The sequence below is a fragment of the Actinomadura madurae genome, from assembly GCF_900115095.1.
In the GTDB taxonomy this organism is placed as follows: domain Bacteria; phylum Actinomycetota; class Actinomycetes; order Streptosporangiales; family Streptosporangiaceae; genus Spirillospora; species Spirillospora madurae.
Map to the genome: position 1 here is coordinate 40,535 of NZ_FOVH01000015.1, position 19,502 is coordinate 60,036.

Sequence of the window (19,502 nt, forward strand, 5' to 3'; positions counted from 1 at the left end):
AGATACTTTCCAACGTGGCCTTGGATCTGATCGGAAGTGTCGACCTTCACCGAGGCCCACCGGGGGAACGAGTTGGGTGAGACTCTGACGCTGCCGGTTCCCGAGACCCTCTACGGCACCTACGCCCTGGCGCTCTCCGACCCGATCCCCGACCCCGCCGCCCTCGCGCACGCCGAGGTCACCCGGCGCACGTCACCGCCCCTCCGCGACCTCGTCCTCGGCATGCTCGACAGCCCCATGCTCACCCTCGACCAGCGCCCCGCGGGCGACTTCCCGCCGCTGCCGGGCGAGCTGCTCGCCGCCTACGGCGCCTCCCCGTCCACCCTGAAGACCGTCGACGCCGCCGCGCACGTCCTCGCCGTCCGCGCCGCGTACCGCCCCGGCCGCCCGCCCGCGCACGAATGGTCCGCCCGCGCCGTGGCCGGCGCGATCGCCGCCGTCTCCGCCGCGCCGGTGATCGACGTCCTCACCCCGCAGGTGCTCTCGCACGACCACCTCTTCCGATCCCTCCCCGCACCCGACGGCACGTTCCGGCTCACCGACTGGATGCTCCTGCCGCACACCGCCGCCCCCGGCGGCTTCTACTTCACCACCAAGGGCCTCGCCCGCTTCGGCCTCCCCGAACTCCAGACCGAGGACGTCCCGCACCGACTCGTCGAGCCCTGGGGCCGCCTCCTCAACGGCCTCGCCCGCCGCGTCCTGGACATCTGGCTGGACGAGCTGCCCGCCGGCGAGCAGCCCCTGGTCGTCGAGATCCCGGAACTCGTCTCCGTCGGCCTCCAGGACATCGCCGCCGCTCAGGGCACCGACGAGCCGATGCGCCGCGAGGTCTCCGTCCGGCTGCGCCTCGACCCGCGGCCCCGCCCCGTCCTCACCGTCCTGCCCGCCGAGGACGGCCCCGACCGCCTGGAAGCCCTGTGCGCCGCCCTCTTCGGCGCGCCCGAAAGCCACCGATGAGCTTGCCGATGATCTTGATCTGAGCGCAGGATCGACACGTGAGATTCGGCCCGCGTGACCGTCGCACCCCCGAACCCGAGGACTCCGGCCCCCAGTCCTCACCCGACCCCGAGGACCCCGCCCCGCGCCCACCCCACCCCGGGGACGTCCACGTGGCGGGCAAGCGAACGTCGGAAGACCCCCCGTCCACGGAGGAACCCCCTCGTCCAGGCCCCACGCCGACCGAACCACCCCCCACACCCTGGACAACGGCCCCCGACCTCAAACGACCAACGTGGTCCCCACGACCCGAGACCCCCACCCCAGGCGGCGAGCAGCCCCCAGAACCACCCCCGACCACCCAACCGTGGACACCGCACTCCCCATCGTCAGCCCCGCCCCCCACCACAGGCGCCAAGCCGCCTGCGGGTGAGCAGACCTCACCGTGGTCGCCGCAGCCCGCCTCGCCTACCGCCCCAAGCGGCGGACCAACGCCCAAGCCATCAAGCGGCTGGACGGCAGCATCAGATCCATCAGCAGGCCCACCGCCATCCCGGGAGCCCTCTCCGCCCGCCCGACCCTGGACACCACACTCAGCGAGGGGCCCCGTCCCTCCCGCGCCAAGCGGCGAGCCGCCCACCGATCCCTCCACAGACTGGACGCCACCCGCCGCCCCACCTCGGCCGACCGGCGAGCGACCCCCAAGTGAGCAGGGCGCACCGCAACCCACGTCGCCGGGCTCGGCACCTTCCGCCCCAGGTGGCGGATCACCTACCGATCCGTCCGCGGACTGGACGTCACCTGGCGACCCATCTCAGTCTGCCGGTGGACGATCCCCGGGTGAGCAGGGCGCACCGCAGCCCACGTCGCCGGGCTCGGGGCCGTCCGCCCCGGGCGGCGGATCGCCTACCGATCCGTCCGCGGACTGGAGGTCAAGCACCGGGCCACCCCAGCCGAGCGGTGACCCGTCCTCGGGCGACCGGGGCCGGTCGTGGTCGCCGCGCTCGACGCCGGGCGGGGCGCCTTCGCCGTCAAGCGGCGGACCGGCGTCCGAGCCATCGAGGGACTGGACGGCCGCAGCCGGTTCGTCAGGAGGAGTCCCGCCGAGCGGCGAGCCGCCCTCGGGCGAGCGCGGCGCGCCGCAGCCTGCGTCCTCGGGTTCGGGTTCGGGGCCTTCCGCACCAGGCGAAAATTCGCCGCCCGATCCGTCCACGGATTGGACGGCGCCTGCCGGTCCAGCTCAGCCGGGCGGCGAGCCGCCCCTGGAGGAGCCGGGCCCGTCGTGGTCGCCGCGTTCGGCGTCGGGGCCGGTCCCTCCCGCACCAGGCGGTGAGTCGACGTCTGAGACGCTTACGGATTGGGCGGCGGCCGGTCCGTCTGGAGGAGCCCGGTCGGGCGGTGCGCGGTCTCCGGGTGAGGGCAGGTCGCCTTCCGACCCGTCCACGGATTGGACGCCACCTGCCGGTCCAGCCCAGCCGAGCGGCGAGCCGCCCTTGGAGGAGCCGGGCTCGTCGTGGTCGCCGCATTCGGCGTCGGGCGGGATGCCTTCGCAGTCAGGCGGCGAGCCGTCTACGGATTGGACGGCGGCGGCCGGTTCGTCAGGGGGAGACCAGCCGGGCGGTGAGCGCTCCCTGGGTGAGCGGGGCGCGTCGCAGTCCGCGTCGTCGGGTTCGAGGCCTTCCGCGCCGGGTGGCGGGTCGCCTTCGGAGTCGTCCACGGATTGGACGGCGGCCGCAGGTCCAGCACAGCCGGGCGGTGAGTCGTCCATGGGCGAGGGGGACTCGTTGTGGTCGCCGCATCCTGCAGGGGGCTCGGTGCCTTCGTCGTCAGGCGGCGGGTCGGCGTCCGAGCCATCGAGGGACTGGACGGCCGCAGCCGATCCGTCCGCAGGCGCACAGCCATCCGGGGAGCCCTCTCCGGCCGATCGATCGTCCCAACCCTGGAAGCCGCATTCGGCGTCAGGTCCTGCGACTTCCGCAACAGGCGGTGAGCCGGCCACGGATTGGACGGCGGCCCGGCCGGGTGGTGAGCCGTTGGCCGGCGAGGGGGGCGCGCCGCAGCCGTCTGCGGATTGGACGCTGGCCGCAGGTTCTTCGGCAGGGGCGCCGTCGTCGGGCGAGGGGAGTCCCTCGTGGTCGCCTTATGACGCTGGCGCGTCGCCCACCAGGGAGGATTCGGGCGCGGAGTCCACGAGTGAGGGGTCGTCGCCGGCGTCCTGGGCGTCGCACGCGGATTCTCCAGGGGCGGTGCCTCCCGCAGCGGAGGGCGAGCCGCTGCGCGAGGGGGCGGGTGGTCCGGTCACGGGGCGGCATGCGCGTTCGGACGACAACGAGCCGTTCCTGCCGCGCAAGGGGCTGTCCGCCGAGCCGCCCCCGGGGACCGCTCCGGCGTCGAGGTGGACGCCGCCGCCGCGACCGCGGCCCATGGCGGACCCGGGGCGCCGCGGTGCCATGGCCGACGCGTTCGTCGCCGAGTTCGTCGACAGCACCACCTGGCGGGCGACGCTGGCGGTGCTGGAGAGCGCGTTCCCCGGTCTCGGACTGGCGGCGACGCTCACGCGGCGCGCCGACGACCTGCGCCGGACGACGGACGCGCTCGACCGGAAGGCGGCCGCCGGGCTCGGAGTCCCGGCATGGCTGGACGACGCCGGAATGGTGTTCGACCTCAGCGCCAAGCTGGGCGTGCGCATGGTCCGGGCACAGCTGCCGGAGCCGGCCCGTCCCCCGCGCGCGTCCAGGCCCTATGCGGGCGCGTTCGTCATCGACACGCTGGATCCGCTCCGCTACCACCGCGCGGTGGGCGGTCCGCGGGCGCCGCGCGACCTGCCGCGAGAAGGGGGCCTGCCCGTCTCGTTGACGGCGGAGGACGACGACAGCGGCGTCGTGATCGTCGCCAACCTGACGTCCGCGGGGGTTCGGGTGCTGGATTCGGCGGCGCTCTGGCGGTACGCGGGCCGGGTGGTCACGGGGACGCTGCGGGAGCCGGAACGTCCGCACACCCGGGACAGAGCCCGCAGAGCCCTGCACGCCCTGCGGCGCGTCGTGTTCGTCGACCCGGATCTCGGCCTCGGGCTGTGCCTGCAGATCGACGCGGCGCGGGTTCCGCGGTGCCTGCTGGCGTTCAGCGTGGACCGGACGTCCGGCGCGCCCCGGTTCGTCCGTCCCTGATCAGTCCTCCGAGCGCAGCCAGGACAGGTCGCGCTGCCGGTCGGCGGGGAGCTCGCGGATGTGGTCCACGAGCTGCCAGGGTTCGGTCGGCGGCGTGCCCTCGTCCGGCAGGACGCCGCACAGGAGGGCGCTCTGCGTGCTGACCGCGACGAACGGCCCGAACTGCGCGACCCCTCCGCCGCGCAGCGACGCCAACTCGGTGAGCAACGCGGCGACGGCGGACGCGTCCTGCGGGTCGTACAGGCCGCGGACGTACGAGAACAGGTCCTCGGCGAGGACGTCCGACCGCCTTCCCGACATCTGGTACACGGTGCCCCAGTAGGTACCCGTCGCCCGCGCCGACCGCTGGTCCCGCACCCGGACGCGCAACCCGCACTCGGCCGCGCACTGCTCGTACGCCTCCGCGAGAAGCGCCTCCCCCTCGCCCTCCTCGCTCAGCAGCACGCCGGTGACGACGCCCTCCTCCCGGTCGAGCCGGTCGAGCATCTCGCGGTGCAGCTCCATGACGTCCTGCTCGACCGCGTCCAGCGACCGGGCCAGAGCGTGCTGGGCGTCACGGTCGAGGTCGACGCCCGCCAACTCGTCGGAGAAGTCGCCGAACTGCTTCTCCAGCCGCTCGACCCGGCCGGTGACCGAATCGAGCCGCTCCGCGACGTCGCTCGACGGCGTCTCCGGCTCCGCCGGCGGTATGGAAATGCCGACCGGTTCCGTCGCCTCGTCGACCACCCGCTTCAGGGCCTCGTGCTCCCGGACGAGGTCGTTGAGCTGCTTCCGCAGGTTCCGCAGCTCCGCCTGGGCCTGGGGGAGCCGCTTGTCGGAGGCCAGATAAAGCTCGCGCCCGGCTATCGCAAGGCAGAGCAGGACCAGGATCACGGTGGTCATGTGACTCCTCGGGAAGCGGGCTGCGCTCTCGACGATAACCACCCGCGCACCGATTGGCCGACCCCCCACCGCATCTCGTCCGAATCGCCCTCCATTTCCAACCCCACCAACCCCACCGCCCCCCGCACCCGGGCTGGATGAGTGGGTGGCTGCTAATCAGGAGCGGCCCGCGTGCGCCAAACGATGTGTCCGTGGCATCAGGCCCGGTGGGCGGCACCGCGGGACCCAACGCCACCCGAACGCGCCACTGGCGCCGCACCCGGCCGAGCCAACCCGTGGCGCAGGTGGTCTCAGCGTTGGCCGAGCGTGCTGGCGGTGAGCTGGTTCCGCGCGTCGGTGGGGCGGCCGCTGCGAGCGTCGTTGCGGCCCGGCCGTGCGGGAGCTTGCTCGCGCCGAGCGCTGTGGACCCGCGGGTCACCGTCCGGCGGGCTGGCGCGCGGAAGTACACGCGGCCGGAGCCCTTCAGTGTGGGCGACCGGACGCGGGTGGGGTGGCTTGGGGGAGGTTGGTTAGCCGAAGAGGCCGCCCAGGAGGCCGCCTAGGATCTCGGCGGCTCCGCCGGCCAGTTCGCCGGCGACGTCGCCTGCGATGTCTCCGGCCACGCCGCCGGCGGCGTCGGCGATCACGTTGCCGGCGACGTTGCCCGCGTAGCCGGCGACCGCGTTGCCGAAGGCGTCCACTGGGACGCCGGCGACGTAGCCCGCGGCGTTCTGCGCGTAGCCGGCGGCGTCGCCCATGGCGCCGACGGCCATGCCGCCCGCGATCCCGGCCGCGGCGGCGCCGCCGACCAGGCCGGCCGCGGCTACGCCGTGGCCGCGGTGCCCGTGGTAGCCGGGCGGGGCGTGGTGGACGTGCATCGGCGGCGGGCCCGGGTGCCCGTGCACCGCGGGCGGGTAGTGCGGGGCGGGTGGGGGCGGCCCGCCGTGGGGTGCTGGAGGCGGGTAGGGGGTCGGGCCGCCTGGCGCTGGTGGGGGCGGTGCGCCGTGCTGTGGGGGCGGTGTGCCGTGTGGGGGTGGGGGTGCGCCGTGCGGTGGGGGTGGGGGACCGTGTGGCGCGGGCCTGCCGGGTCCCGCGGGGAGAGGGCCGGGCGTGCCGTGTATGGGGGAGTGTGCCGGAGGGGGTGGGGGGAAGGTGCCGGGGGCGCCGCCGTGGCCTGGGGGTGGTGTGGGGGCGGAAGCGGCCATGGGGGCTGGTTGTCGGCCTGGGGCGGGGGCGGGGGGTGGGTACTGGGCGTTGCCGTATTCGCCTGGGCCGCCGTAGGACGCCGCGGCGGGGCGTGGGGGTGCGGGTGGTGGGGGTGGGAACGATGACGGGGAGCCAGGCGGCGGTAGTGGTGCCTGGCCGGGTGGGGGTGTGGGGGCGCCGGGCGAGGAGCTCGGACGGGACGAACGCGGTAGTGCGACGGCGGCTTCCAGCCACTGGCCGATCTTGGCGTTCCAGTCCGTCTCGGCGGCCTCGGCGTGCGGGACCTTGAAGACACCGAAGGACTCGTCCTGCGGGGTGTCGCGGTCTTCGGCGCGCAGGACGAAGGACATGCCGCGCGGGCTGGCGATGAAGCTCAGCCCGATCTTGTCGATCCGGCCCTGGTACGACGTCGGGGGGTTGAGGTGGATCTCCTGGTGGAACGGCAGCTGCTGAGAGACGCCCCGCAGTTTGGACGACTCGAACGTCACGTTGGTGATCTGGAAGCCGAGCCGGGCGATCGAGGCGAGCACCCATTGCTGGGATTCCAGCGGCTCGACGGAGATCGGGTCGACGTCGCCCGGGTCGGGTTGGCCGGCGACGTCGACCTCGGTGCACATGCCGATGGTGAAGCCCGGGAGCTCGTGGCCGAGGACGGTGGTGAACGGCAGCTCGTACGGCAGCGGGATCGAGAACGCCAGGTCGCGCTGCCCGCCGGCGTCCAGCCGGAAACCGCGGGTGAGGGCGCCCCGGTACACCTCCGGCCCGGCCGACTCGCCGCCGTACCCGTTGTGCATGCGCGGCATCAGGGCCAGCGTCACGTGCCGGACCTCCACGGGCCCGGAGCCGCCGCGCAGATGCACCTTTCCCGCCACGACGCCGCCGGGCTTGCAGTTCGGCTCCGACAGGATCGTGTCGACGGTCGGCCCGCCGCCCGCCATCTGCCCGTAGGACACCGGCCGTACCCCTCTCCCGACCGCGGGGACGCAGTCCCCGCGCAAGTTCGCCCGGCGCAAGTTAGGCCGTGCGCTTCAGGCCGCGCAAGTTAGACCTACTCCACCATGCCATTGGTTCACGCCATGAAGGAGAACACCGCACACAATCTGTCCGCGCCGCCACGGCGCGGGTCTCGCGGTCACTCCTCTTTGGCGGTGACGGTCACGGGGGCGTAGCCGAGCTTCTCCAGCGGTTCGCGGATCTGTGCGGCGTCTCCGACGGCGACGACGGTCAGGGCCTCGGGGTCGACGTGCTTGCGGTAGGCGCGGGCGACGCCGTCCGGGGTGGAGGCGCGGACGGCGGCCAGGTACGCGGACGGGTAGTCCGCGCCGAGCCCGTTGGCGGACGCGTCGGCCAGTTCGGCGGCGACGGCGCGTGCAGTCTCGTACTCGGCGGGCGCCCGGTCGGCCAGCGCGCGGACGGACGATCCGTGCTCGTCGGCCTCGATGCCGCGGGAGACGACACCGCGCAGTTCGGTCAGCGCGTCCGCGACGGCGTCGGCGGTGACCTCGGTGTGGACGGCGCCCTGGGCGATGAACAGCCCGCAGTGCCGCATCCGCAGCAGCCCGGCCCGCATGCCGTAGGTGTAGCCCTTCTCCTCGCGCAGCACGGCGTTGAGCCGCGACGTGAGCCCGCCGCCCAGCACGTGCGAGGCCACCATCAGCGACGGCCAGTCGTGGTGCGAGCGGTCGGGGACGCCGTGCGCGAAGCCGAGGTAGGTCTGCACGGACCCGGGGCGGTCGACGACGACGATGCGGGCGGCCGACTCCGGCATGATCCGGTCGGCGGTCGGGAGCGGCTCGCCCGACCCCGCCCAGCTCTCCAGAGCGGCGCTGAGGGCCCCGTCGGCGTCCACCCCTGACAGATCACCCGCGACGACCGCGGTGGCCTCCGCGGGCACCACAGAGCCGTAGAAGTCGCGGACGTCCGACCCCTGGAGGGCGCCGACCGAGTCGCGGGTGCCGCCGGTGGGGCGGGACGCCCGGGCCTCGGTCGGGAAGAGGACCGCGCGGATCTCGCGCATGGCGCGCGAGCCGGGATCGGCGTCCTCCTGCGCGATCTCCTCCAGCCGTTCGCGGACCAGGCGGCGCACGTCGGCGTCGTCCAGCGCCGGGCGCCGCACCACCGAGGAGAACAGGTCCAGGGCGGCGTCGAGCCGCGACGTGGGGACGTCGAGCGCGACCCGCAGCGCGGTCAGGTCGGCGTGGGCGTAGAGGCTGGCGCCGAGCCGCTCGAACGCGGCGGTCAGCGCGGTGCCGCCGCCGGGCTCGGTGCCCTCCAGCAGGGCGCGGGCGGTCAGCGTCGCGACGCCGTCCAGGCCGGAGGGCTCGCGGCCGGCGCCCGCGTGCAGGACGAGCCGGACCGCGGCGAGCCGCCGGCCGGGCAGGTCGCAGCGCAGCGTCGCCGGCCCGGCCGGGACGCGGCCCGCGGTCCCGGCCGGGAAGGCCCAGGCCGGGACGGGCCCCGGGACGGGGCGGGGCTGCAGGACGAGACCGCTGCTCACGAGGTGCCTCCGTAGGTCAGGGCGGCGCGGGCGCCGGGCGCGAGCCAGTGGCCCGCCATCTCCTTGATCGCGTCCGCGGTGACGGCGGCGGCGCGGCCGGGGGCGGTGTAGACCCGGGCCGGGTCGCCGAACTGCGTCGCGTTCTGCGACAGCGCGTTGGCCAGGCCCGTCACCGTCTCGGTCTGCTCCAGGAAGCCGCGTTCGGCCTGGGCGGTGGCGCGGGCGGTCTCGTCGGCGTCCGGGCCGTCGGCGGCGAACCGCTCCAGCTCCTCGTCCAGCACGGCGGCGATCTTGTCCGGTTCCGGCCCGATGGCGTCCACGATCGCCAGGGACGGCCCGGACGCGAGCCGCGTCACCCCGGCCCACACCTCGGTGGCGATCTGGTCGCGCCGCACCATCCGGTCGTACAGGCGGGAGCCGGAGCCGCCGCCGAGGATCTCGACCGCGAGCTCGGCGGCCTCGACGTCGTCGCCGCCGTCGGTGGGCAGCGTGAACATCGCGAAGTAGGCGGGGGAGGGGACCTCCTCGTCGACCGCCTCGCCGCGGACGCCGGGCAGCGGCCCGAGGTCGCCGGGGCGGGCGGGGGGCTTGTCCGGCCCGGCCGGGAGGCCGCCGAAGTAGCGCTCCACCGCGGCCACCGTCTTCTCCGGGTCGACGTCGCCGACGACGGACAGGACGGCGTTGCCCGGCGCGTACCAGGTGGCGAAGAAGTCGGCGCAGTCTTCGAGGGTGGTGGCGTCCAGGTCGTCCATGGAGCCGATCGGGGTGTGCGCGTAGGGGTGGCCCTGCGGGAATGTCAGCGCGCACAGCCGCTCGAAGGCCGTCCCGTAGGGCTGGTTGTCGTAGCGCTGGCGGCGTTCGTTCTTCACCACGTCGCGCTGGTTGTCGAGGTTGGCCTGGGTGAGCGCGCTGGGCAGCGTCCCCATCCGGTCGGCCTCCAGCCAGAGCGCGAGCTCCAGGTGGCTGACGGGAACCGTCTCGTAGTAGTTCGTGCGCTCGAACGACGTGCTGGCGTTGAACGCGGCGCCGGCGCTCTCCAGGAGTGCCGCGTGCTCCCCTTCGGCGACGTTGGCGGAGCCCTGGAACATCAGGTGCTCGAAGAGGTGGGCGAGGCCGGTGCGGCCGGCCCGCTCGTGCCGCGAACCCACCCCGTACCAGATGTTCACGGCGGCCAGTGGTACGACGTGGTCCTCGCAGACCACCACGCGCAGGCCATTGCCGAGCGTGTGCTCATGCAGCGGCTGTTCTGCCACGGAGCGCTCCCGTCCGTTTCGATGGGTCGGCCGGCGGACAGCACCGCGCGCGTCGGCGGGACGTGCCCGGTGCGGCGGGCTTGATCTCGGTCTCACCGTACCGGGTGCGCCGGACGGGAGGCGCGTCCGCGCGAACTGTGGATAACTCGCGCCCAGGAAACGGACAAGCTCGGACGAACCCGGACGAGAAAGCGGGAGCCGAGGGGAAGAAGGCGGGTCAGGAGGCGGCGGACTCGTGCGCCGCGATGGCGTCCTCCAGGGACCGGTGCAGAACGAAGATCTTGGTGAGCTGGGTGACGTGGAAGACGCGCCGCACCCGGTCGTTGACGCCCATGAACGACATCGAGCCGTCGCGCGCGCGGAGCCGGTGGTAGATGCCGACGAGCACGCCGAGGCCGGTGGAGTCCAGGAAGGTGACCTCGCTGAGGTCGATGACCAGGTGCGAACCGCCGTTGTCGATGATGTCGAGCAGGGCCTCCCGCAGCCGGGGGCTGGTGAAGACGTCGATCTCACCGCTGATCTTCACGACCGTGAGGCCCTTCTCGACGCGATGCTCGACGGCGAAGTCCACCGGTGCTCCTCTCTGCCGGTCGTCTCGCGAGGGCCCTAGGGGAGTTCTAGAGCACCCGGAGGGGAACTCATTAGTTACCCCTGTCGGACGTTGTTACGCCCGTCAAGCGTGTGACACGCGTCAGGGAGCCCGGAACAGTGCCCAGACCACCTTGCCGTGGGAGAGGGCCCGCCAGCCCCAGCGGACGCTGAACGACTCGACCAGATGCAGGCCGCGTCCGGTCTCGGCGATGTAGTCGGGTTCCTTGCGGCGTGGCGCCATGCGGCTCGCGTCCATGATTCCGCAGAGCAGCCACGGGCCTTCGTGCCCCAGGCGCAGCCTTATGGCGGACGGAGCGGATCCCAGCGGGTCGGCCGGGTCGCCGTACACGCCCTCGCGGTGCACGTCGTCGCCCAGCCGCCCGCCGGTCACCCTTCCGCTGTGCCTCAGCGCGTTCGTGACGAGTTCGGAGACGACGAGGCCGACGTCGTCGGTGAGCTCGGAGAGGTTCCACTCGACGAGCCTGGAGACCGCGAAGTGCCGGGCGTCGGTGACCGACTCGGGGTCGGGCTCGACGGTGAAGGAGACCGTGGCCCCGGTCAGCTCGGTCAGCGCGGTGACGGCCGTGTCGAGGCGCGGGGGCAGGTCGCACGACTCCGGGACCGGCGTCGAGCGCCCAGCGTGGTCCTGCGGGTCGGCCGGCCCCGCGACAGGGGCAAGCTCCCACCGCGTGTCGTCGTGCGCATGGCGTGACGTCATTCCACCGGACCCCGCAGAGTGATCTCGTTGTGCAGCCGTGGCTCGGAAGTCTCGTGCGTTATCCTGCGCATCGTAGCGTGCGAATGCAAGGCCCAATGCACGTGCATCCGCGTTGTGAGGGTGTGGGGCGACGCGGATCGCATGCGAGTGATCGGAGGTAACCGCAGGACACTGAGGCCAGTGGCACACTAGGTTCGCTGTCCGCCGAATAGCCGGGAGGTTGGGCGTGACTCCAGAGACGCCGGGAAGCGGGTCGACGGTTCGTCGGATCCTGCTCGGGTCACAGCTTCGCCGTCTGCGCGAGCAGAGGGGCGTGACCCGTCAGGACGCCGGCTACGTCATCCGCGCGTCGGAGTCCAAGATCAGCCGCCTCGAGCTCGGCCGGGTCAGCTTCAAAGAACGCGACGTGGACGACCTGCTCACGTTGTACGGCGTCAGCGACAAGACCGAACGCGAGGCGCTGCTACAGCTCGCCAGGGAGGCCAACACCCCCGGTTGGTGGCACCGGTACAACGACGTGCTGCCCGGCTGGTTCCAGACCTATGTCGGCCTGGAGGAGTCGGCGGCGCTGATCCGCACATATGAACTGCAGTTCGTCCCGGGCCTGCTGCAGTCGGAGGGGTATGCGCGTGCGGTGATCCGCCTGGGCAACGCCGGAGCCGCGGAACAAGAGATCGAACAGCGCGTGGAACTGCGCCTGCAACGTCAGGAACGCCTCACCGGCCCGGACGCGCCGCGTCTGTGGGCCGTGGTGGACGAGGGGGCGCTCAAGCGTCCCATCGGAGGTCCGGAGGTGATGCGGGGCCAGTTCGAGCACCTCATCGAGATGGTCCAAGCTGCCCAACGTCACCATCCAGATCATGCCGTTCCGGTTCGGCGGCCACGCCGCCGAGGGGGGCGCCTTCACGATCCTGCGTTTTCCCGAGCAGGACCTGCCGGACGTGGTTTACGTCGAGAACCTCACCGGCGCGATGTATCTGGACAAGCGCGACGACGTCGACACCTACCTGCAGGCGATGGAACGCCTGTGCGTCGACAGTGCGACTCCGGAACGCACGGTCGAGCTTCTCGGTGATCTTCTCAGAGAGACATGATGCTCCAGACCGATTACGACAACGGGATGTCGGCCGCCGAGCTCCTCGGGGCGCGATGGCTGAAGTCCCGGCGAAGCAACTCCCAGGGGAACTGTGTGGAAATCGCCGAACTGCCCGGAGGGCAGGTGGCGATGCGCAACTCCCGTCATCCCGAGGGTCCCGCCCTCATCTACACCCGCCCCGAGATAGAAGCGCTCATCCTTGGAGCCAAGGACGGCGACTTCGACCATCTCATCGCTTCCCGTAACTGAATCCCGAGCGGCGGGTCGGCACCGGTACACCGAACGTCGGCCCCGCCGCCCCAACGAGACACAGGCCACCCCAGGCGCGAGGGTGGCCTTTTTTCTCCAGGTTTTCTCCAGGTCAGCCGCAGTTGCCGTAGGACGAGGTACGGCCGTTGCCGCCGAAGCGGACGCACGTACCAGGCGCCTTCACGTACACCGGCCCCGCGTACCAGGCGAACGACCCGCTGTCACCGATCTTGCTGCCGCCCTTCTTCTGGATCCAGGTCGACACCGGCGACTTCTTGCCGACGTTCGTGGTCTTGATGGTGACGGCGCAGTTGTAGGTGGACGAGTTGTAGAGCAGGTAGGCGACGCCACCGGAGACGGCCATGGAGCGCTGCACGTAGTACCCGCCTCCGTGGCCTCCGCTGTTGCACACGGCCTGTGGCGTGTACTTGTTGGGCGGTTCCTTGGGCGGGGTCCCGCCACCGCCACCGCCGCCGTTCGGGGGTGTCGACCCTCCGGGCTGCTGCGGTGTGCTCGGCTTCTTGGAGCCGTTGGGGTTCGAGGGGCTCCCGCTCTGGCCGTTCCCCGGCTGCCCCGGTTTGGGCTTCGCCGGGCTCTGGGCGTCGGTTCCGGCGCCGTTCGCGGCCCCGGAGCCGCCTTGCGTCCCCTGGTTCTGGTCGGACGACGCGACGGACTGCCCGTCGTCCTTACCGTCGCCGGACCGTGTCGTCGCCCAGGCGGCGCCGCCGGCGATGACCACCGCCACCGCCACGGCCGCCGCGATCGGCACGGCGAGGCGCCCGCCCCTCCTTCCGTCCGCCCGCCGGCCGTGGGGCGGCACGGGAGGGGGCACCGGCGGCATCCCGGGTGCGGCGTGAACCTGGCCGTGACCGTTCGGCGGGGGCGTCGCGTCGCCGAAGGGCGGGGGCTGCGGGGCCGTCCGGTGCCTGACACCGGACGGGTCCGTGGCGCTCTCCGGAGGCAGGACGGCGCCGGCCATGGCGGACGGGGACGCGTGCGGGTCCGTCGAGCCGCGCGACGAGGCCGCGTACGGGGGCGCGGGCAGGTCGGCGGCCCCGGGGAAGGCGGGCAGCGGAGGGACGGGCGACGCGCCCGCCGATGTCCCGCTGGCCGCGCCGACCAGGCGCTCCTGCGCCTCCCGGGCCGTCGGGCGCCGCGCCGGCTCCTTGGTCAGGCATGCCAGGACCAGCTCGCGCATCGGGCTCGGCAGGTCGCCCAGATCGGGCTCGCCCGTCAGGATCCGGTGCATGACCGTGGCCATCTCGTCGTTGCCGAACGCCGGGCGTCCGGTGGCGGCGAACGACATCGTCGTGCCCCAGGCGAACATGTCGGCCGCGGGACCGACCTCGCCTCCCGTGAAGTGCTCGGGGGCCATGTAGGCGGGGGTCCCGACGTTCTGGGTCTCACCGGCCGCGCCCAGCGCGCGCGCCACCCCGAAGTCGATGACGCGCGGCCCGTCCGGCCCCATCATGACGTTGTGCGGCTTGAAGTCGCGGTGCACGATGCTGGCCTGGTGGATGGCGGTGAGAGCCGTCAGGGTGCTGATGGCGAGCCGCTCCAGGGCGCCGCCAGTGCGCGGGCCATCGGTCCGCACGACATGGTGCAGGGACAGCCCGGGGACGTACTCGCTGACTATGTACGGCTGGTCGCCCGCCACGTCGGCGTCGAGAACCTGCGCGGTGCAGAAGCGCGCGACGCGCTTGGCAACTTCCAGCTCCCGGACGAAGCGCGCGCGGGCGGACTCGTCCCCTGCCATGCCGCCGTGCATGAGCTTGATGGCGACGTGGTCCGTGGACCGCGTGGCGCCGCTCTCCCCGGCGGGACGGCCCAGGAAGACCGCGCCCTGCCCGCCCTCGCCCAGGCGGCCCAGGATCTCGTAGCCGCCCAGTCGGGTCGGATCGCCCGACCGCAGTGGAAGGGCGTCCGGCATCGTCCTGTCCGTCACACCACTCGCTCCCCGTCGCTCCCGGCTCATTGGCAAGACTGTCAGCAAGACTATGGCCAGACGAGGGTATGCGCTCCGCCAAGCAGGTGATCTAGCGTCTTGGCTGCGGGGACTTATTGGGACTATAGTCCGCTTAGTGGAACGGGGGAGGGCTGATGGACCGTCGTCCGGCCGCCGGGAGGCGGGTCGACCTGGAGCTGATGCGCACGCCGCCGCCCAAGGAGCGCGCCGACGCCGCCCGCAACCGGGTGAAGGTGCTGGACGCCGCGGCGGCGCTCTTCGCCCGGCACGGGGTCGAGTCGGTCACGATGGACGCGGTGGCGGCCGAGGCCGGTGTGGGCAAGGGGACCCTCTTCCGGCGGTTCGGCGACAAGGCCGGCCTGGCCGTGGCCCTGCTGAACGAGCGGGAACGCGATCTGCAGGACGCGATCCTGTTCGGCCCGCCTCCGCTGGGTCCAGGGGACGGGGCGACGACCGTTCCGCCGTCCGAGCGTCTGCGGGCCTTCGCCGATGCCTACCTGGACTACGTGCTGGACCACCTATCGCTGGTGCGCATGTCGGAGACCGCGTCGCCCGGGGCGCGGTACCGCATCGGCGCCTACGGATTCTGGCATCGCCACCTGACGATCCTGCTGGACGAGTTCGGTGAGGCGGTTCCGGACGGCGAGGCCATGGCGCACGCGCTCTTGGCCGTCCTCGGCGCGGAACACCTCACCGCGATGGTCGAGGGCGTGGGGGCGGAACGCGCGCGCGCCACCGTCCACGCCTTCTTCAACGTGACCGTCCTGTAGGAGGCCCAGAAACACGAAAACCCCCGCACGGGGGGTTTCGCATGCCCAGGCCTCAAGAGGCCGGGGCGAACGGTGGTCAGGCCGGGTCGGGCGTCCGCCGCTCTGGACGGGACTCCGCCCGGCCGTCGGCCTTGCCCGGTGGACCCTCCTGGGCATGGTTGCGTTCCAGCTGCGCCGCGACCGCGAGCGCTCGAAGGGACGTCGTCTTCAGGTGTTTGCGTCCGTTGGTGGAACGGCGAGGAATGCTGCTCGGCACGGATTCACCTCCATGGGCGGTGGACAGGGGTGCTACCCGGGTCGCCGGATCTCGCACGGTAGTTGCAACCGCAAGATCCTTGGCGCTATTCCGAGTGATCGTTCCGTTTAGCGTCGTCCGGTTCCGGCCGCCGCCGCGTGCCTCGGGCGGATCAAGGGTGGGACGCTGGACTCCGTGCGGAAGATGCTCGCCACACCTTCGTCACCGGCGAACTCTCTGACAGGGGGCTAGAGGTAGAGGCCGACGTTCTTCTGGGGAGCACCCTTGGGCGGGGTCAGGTCGGCGGGGTGGAGGGTGGTCAGGGCCTTCGGGTCCGACGTGTCGGTCAGGCGGGTGGACTGGATCGCCAGGGCCGTGTCCAGGATGTTCCGCATGAGGCGGCCGTTGCCGAAGGTCGTGTCGCGGGGGATCTCCCGGAGGATCTCGCGCAGGCGGGTGCGGACGTCCGGGGTGAGGGTGAGGCCCTCCTGGGCGGCCATGCGGGTGAAGATGGCCACCAGTTCCTCGTCGGTGTAGTCGGGGAACGTGAGGTGCTTGGGGAGGCGGGACTTCAGGCCCGAGTTCGCGGTCAGGAAGGCCGTCATCTCGCGCTCGTAGCCGGCCACGATGACCACCAGGTCGCCGCGGTACTCCTCCATCAGCTGGACGAGGGTGGAGACGGCCTCCTGGCTGTAGGTGTCGCCGGTGAGGGAGTAGGCCTCGTCGATGAAGAGGACGCCGCCGAGGGCCTGCTCCACGGCCGCCCGGACGCGGGGCGCCGTCTGGCCCAGGTAGGGGCCGACCAGGTCGGCGCGGGCGGCCTCGACCAGGTGGCCGGACGAGAGCAGGCCGAGCTGCGCGTACACCGAGGCGATCAGCCGGGCGACGGTGGTCTTGGCGGTGCCGGGATTGCCGGTGAAGACCATGTGCCGGGTGGGGACGGGGACCGGGTGGCCGGCGGCGCGGCGCAGGTCGGCGGCGCGGGCCTCGGCGGCGAGGCGGTGCACCTCCTCCTTGACGGCGGTGAGGCCGATGAGCGCGTCCAGTTCGGCGAGCGGGTCGGTGACGGGCCGCACGCGGGTGGTGCCGGTCAGGGTGTCCGGGATGTCGGCGGGCAGGAGGGCGGCGAGGTCGTCCGGGGTGGGCTTGCGCAGGGCGGTGACGCGGCGCGCCTGGAGGGCGGTGGCGCGCTCCACGAGGTTGCGCATCGCGCGGGCGTTGCCGAAGGAGCGCCCGCGCGGGGCGCGGCGGAGCAGCTCGGCGACCTTGCCGGCGGTGGCGTCGGACGGCGCCAGCCCGGCGGCCGCCGTCTGGGCGGTGAAGATCTCGATCAGCTGGGCGTCGGTGAAGTCGGGGAACCGGACGATGGTCGGGAAGCGGGACGCCAGGCCTGGGTCGGAGGTGAGGAAGCGCTGCATCTCGCGGTCGTAGCCCGCGACGATGACGACGAGGTCGTCCCGGTTGTCCTCCATGACCTTCAGGAGTTCGGCGATGGCCTCGGGGCCGTAGTCGTCGTCCAGGTCGGACTGGGTGAGGGCGTACGCCTCGTCGATGAACAGCACGCCGCCGACGGCGCGCTGGGCGACCTGGCGGGTCTTCACGGCGGTCTCGCCGATGTAGCGTCCGATCAGCCCGGACCGGGACGTCTCGACCAGGTGGCCCGAGGACAGGACGCCGAGGTCCTTGAGGACGCGGGCGAAGAGGCGCGCGACGACGGTCTTGCCGGTGCCGGGGTTGCCGGTGAAGACCATGTGCCGGGCCGGGCCCGCGGGGACGGGCAGCCCGGCGTCGCCGCGCAGCTTCGCGGCCTTCGCGCCGGCGATGATGAGCTCGATCTCGTGCTTGACGGTGCCGAGGCCCACCAGGGCGTCGAGTTCGGCCATCGGGTCGTCGGCGGGCGTGTCGAACGAGGCGGGGATGTCCGGGCGCTTGACGACGAGCTCCTGGCCGGGCTCGGTCCGCTCGCGGACGGCTTCGACGACGATGTCGGCCAGCCGCTGGGCGAGGCGGGCGTTGCGCAGGTTCCGGACGGGCGGCGTGCGGGCGAGCAGCTGTCCGGCGGCGGTCAGGGCGCGCTTGTGGGCGCGCGCCCCGCGCTGCTGGATGGCCCGGTTGAACAGCTCCGAGTACCCCTCGGCGGTGAACGGGTGCGTCCTGACGACCTGGAACCGCAGGGCGAGCCCGGGGTTCACCTCGCGGATGCGCGCATCCCCACCCGGCTCGCACAGAGCGACGACGTGGAGGTCGTCGTGGACGTCGAGGGCCCGGTGCAGTTGTTCGACGATGGCCTCGCCGCTCTGCGTGTCGCGGGACATGTCGTCCAGGCCGTCGATGACCATCAGCCGCGTTCCGGCGCAGTCGCGCGCGTCGTTGTAGAGGTGGATGGTCGCGGCGGAGACCTCCTTGGCGGCGAAGAAGTCGTCGGCCAGCCAGAGGGGCTCCTCGGTGATGCCGTGCCGCTGGACGAGCCGCGCGATCTCCTGGGCGGCGTCCCGCTTGCCGGTGCCGTCCGGGCCGACGATCATCAGCCGGACCGGGCCGGTGCCGTCGGCGATCTCCTCCAGCGCGGCCACGACGTCCGGCTGGCCGATCAGGCCGGTGGTGATCGGGGGGCGGCGGGCGCCGCGGGGACGGGACGCGGCGGCCTTGCCGAGGTTGGCGGCGAGCGGGTTGACCATCCGGCGGCGCGGCGCGAACAGGCGCCGGACGTCCTTCTGGAACCCTGCGATCGGGATCCACGCGGGGTCGGGAGCGGCGGCGGGGCCGGGGAGCCCCTGGACGACGCCGGTGAAGCGCGTCGCCATGTCGAGCCAGCCGCGGCAGGCGTCGATGGCGCCGGCGCCGAGGGCGCGCGCGAGCCACGCCCATTCGCCGAGGGACCAGGGGTCCGGGTCGAAGGAGCCGCGGGTGTCGTCGAAGTTCGCGAGCAGCGCGCCGTACTGGTCTTCGGTCAGGACGGTCGACAGCTCGGCGGGCACCTGCTTGAGCCCGGCCTGCAACAGCAGGTGGACGAGCAGCTCGTCGACGGTTTCCTCATGCGGGGCGACGTTGCGCAGGTGCTCGTGTACGGGAAGGAGCCCCGAGCACACCCATTCCAGGTAGCCGATGGGGCCGGCCAGTTCGGGCAGGACGGCGATGGTCTCGTCGTCCGCCTGGGCGGCCCACAGGTCGCGCCTTTCCTCCAGCGGTCGCGAGAGCCACTCGCCCGGGGGAGGGGTCTCGAAGAGCTTGACCAGCGCCTGCCGCCGGGCCTCGATCGGTTCGAGGCCCTCGAACACCGTGAGCGCCTCGCGGGCGAGGGTGAGGGAGAGGTCCTGGTCGCCGGACTCCTCAAGCCAGTCGAACGGCCGGAACGCGCCCGAGCCCGCACTCCAGTCGACGCTGTTCTGCTGAGGGTCGAGCGGTTCGGTCAGGAGACGTCCGAAGACCTCGTGGAACAGCTTCGTGCTCGACCCGGACAGGACGGTCGCGGAGCCTTGCAGGAAGCCGAACAGGGTCATCATCTCGGCGACGACCAGCGGGGCCGGGTTGGCCATCAGCGCGTGGTGGTCGGTGGTCAGCGGGACGCCGCGCGGGTCGGCGGCGAGGGCGTCGATCCGGTCGCGGATCTGGTCGAACAGCCCGTCCGGAACGCGCCACGGTCCCGCCGCGTAGAAGTCGAGGACGGGCTCGTCCGAGACGAGCAGTTCCAGATGTTCCGGCAGCCGCACCGCGTTCCTCTCAAAGCACACAACCCCGGCGGAACAGCCTAACGAGCGCGGCGTCGCCCGGGGCCCCGGACGCCGAGACGGTCCCGGACGCCGAGACGGTCCCGCGTTCCAGCAGGTCGCCGGACACACCGGACACGCCGAAAGAACCGTGCAAATTTCTCAGTAGACGCGATCTATCACTTTGTTCACAAACCACGATCGGTTCCCGGTGCTCGCCGAACCGTTCAACTGGGTAGGTATCCGAGGA

General features: G+C 72.6%; 15 protein-coding genes and 1 pseudogene. 7 read left to right on the forward strand and 9 right to left on the reverse strand.

The genetic code is table 11. The features are described from left to right. Nucleotides 1-72: 72 nt before the first annotated feature. The 4 genes from BM339_RS34015 to BM339_RS34025 all read left to right on the forward strand — a co-directional run bounded on the left by BM339_RS34015 (nucleotide 73) and on the right by BM339_RS34025 (nucleotide 4,103). Entirely contained in the window at nucleotides 73-957 is an 885-nt protein-coding gene (locus tag BM339_RS34015; RefSeq protein ID WP_244938728.1) for a hypothetical protein, read from the forward strand. A 424-nt stretch (nucleotides 958-1,381) separates the two neighbouring features. Next, nucleotides 1,382-1,645 carry a hypothetical protein gene (locus BM339_RS49035; protein WP_143118714.1) on the forward strand — a complete coding sequence of 88 codons (264 nt, stop codon included), beginning with the start codon at nucleotides 1,382-1,384 and terminating at the stop codon, nucleotides 1,643-1,645. A gap of 282 nt (nucleotides 1,646-1,927) precedes the next feature. Continuing rightward, nucleotides 1,928-2,269 carry a hypothetical protein gene (locus BM339_RS49040; protein ID WP_143118715.1) on the forward strand — a complete coding sequence of 114 codons (342 nt, stop codon included), beginning with the start codon at nucleotides 1,928-1,930 and terminating at the stop codon, nucleotides 2,267-2,269. A 913-nt stretch (nucleotides 2,270-3,182) separates the two neighbouring features. Further along, a complete protein-coding gene (locus BM339_RS34025) occupies nucleotides 3,183-4,103 on the forward strand; it encodes a hypothetical protein (protein WP_143118716.1) in 921 nt (306 codons plus the stop codon). On the opposite strand, the gene BM339_RS34030 is transcribed toward BM339_RS34025, so the two are convergent. The 6 genes from BM339_RS34030 to BM339_RS34060 all read right to left on the reverse strand — a co-directional run bounded on the left by BM339_RS34030 (nucleotide 4,104) and on the right by BM339_RS34060 (nucleotide 11,229). Next, entirely contained in the window at nucleotides 4,104-4,985 is an 882-nt protein-coding gene (locus BM339_RS34030) for a hypothetical protein (protein ID WP_075023528.1), read from the reverse strand. Between the two features lie 509 nt (nucleotides 4,986-5,494). Continuing rightward, nucleotides 5,495-7,123, reverse strand: coding sequence for a sporulation protein (locus BM339_RS50285; protein ID WP_075023530.1), 1,629 nt, complete (start codon nucleotides 7,121-7,123; stop codon nucleotides 5,495-5,497). Nucleotides 7,124-7,302: 179 nt separating this feature from the next. Continuing rightward, on the reverse strand, nucleotides 7,303-8,667 hold the full coding sequence (locus BM339_RS34045; protein WP_075023531.1) for a M16 family metallopeptidase: 1,365 nt from the start codon (nucleotides 8,665-8,667) through the stop codon (nucleotides 7,303-7,305). Further along, the gene (locus BM339_RS34050; RefSeq protein WP_075023532.1) at nucleotides 8,664-9,920 is read right to left on the reverse strand and encodes a M16 family metallopeptidase; all 1,257 of its coding nucleotides are present in this window, start codon (nucleotides 9,918-9,920) and stop codon (nucleotides 8,664-8,666) included. The genes BM339_RS34045 and BM339_RS34050 overlap by 4 nt, the downstream gene beginning before the upstream one ends. A gap of 217 nt (nucleotides 9,921-10,137) precedes the next feature. Further along, entirely contained in the window at nucleotides 10,138-10,491 is a 354-nt protein-coding gene (locus BM339_RS34055; protein WP_021595101.1) for an STAS domain-containing protein, read from the reverse strand. Nucleotides 10,492-10,611: 120 nt separating this feature from the next. After that, entirely contained in the window at nucleotides 10,612-11,229 is a 618-nt protein-coding gene (locus BM339_RS34060) for an ATP-binding protein (protein ID WP_021595102.1), read from the reverse strand. A gap of 271 nt (nucleotides 11,230-11,500) precedes the next feature. Between BM339_RS34060 and BM339_RS34065 the strand changes: the two are divergent. Both BM339_RS34065 and BM339_RS34070 read left to right on the forward strand, forming a co-directional pair. After that, nucleotides 11,501-12,323, forward strand: a pseudogene (locus BM339_RS34065) (helix-turn-helix domain-containing protein). Then, complete coding sequence (locus tag BM339_RS34070; protein ID WP_021595104.1) at nucleotides 12,320-12,574, forward strand: DUF397 domain-containing protein; 255 nt, start codon at nucleotides 12,320-12,322, stop codon at nucleotides 12,572-12,574. Before BM339_RS34065 ends, BM339_RS34070 begins: the two are co-directional and overlap by 4 nt. A gap of 112 nt (nucleotides 12,575-12,686) precedes the next feature. On the opposite strand, the gene BM339_RS50910 is transcribed toward BM339_RS34070, so the two are convergent. Next, the gene (locus BM339_RS50910; RefSeq protein ID WP_075023533.1) at nucleotides 12,687-14,519 is read right to left on the reverse strand and encodes a serine/threonine protein kinase; all 1,833 of its coding nucleotides are present in this window, start codon (nucleotides 14,517-14,519) and stop codon (nucleotides 12,687-12,689) included. 155 nt (nucleotides 14,520-14,674) lie between these two features. Between BM339_RS50910 and BM339_RS34080 the strand changes: the two genes are divergently transcribed. Continuing rightward, entirely contained in the window at nucleotides 14,675-15,310 is a 636-nt protein-coding gene (locus BM339_RS34080; protein ID WP_177287850.1) for a TetR/AcrR family transcriptional regulator, read from the forward strand. Nucleotides 15,311-15,386: 76 nt separating this feature from the next. Here BM339_RS34080 and BM339_RS49065 read toward each other — a convergent pair whose 3' ends face one another. Together BM339_RS49065 and BM339_RS52365 are read right to left on the reverse strand one after the other, a co-directional pair. Further along, nucleotides 15,387-15,566, reverse strand: coding sequence for a hypothetical protein (locus BM339_RS49065; protein WP_143118718.1), 180 nt, complete (start codon nucleotides 15,564-15,566; stop codon nucleotides 15,387-15,389). Nucleotides 15,567-15,793: 227 nt separating this feature from the next. After that, a complete protein-coding gene (locus tag BM339_RS52365; protein WP_075023534.1) occupies nucleotides 15,794-19,255 on the reverse strand; it encodes an AAA family ATPase in 3,462 nt (1,153 codons plus the stop codon). Between the last annotated feature and the right edge of the window lie 247 nt (nucleotides 19,256-19,502).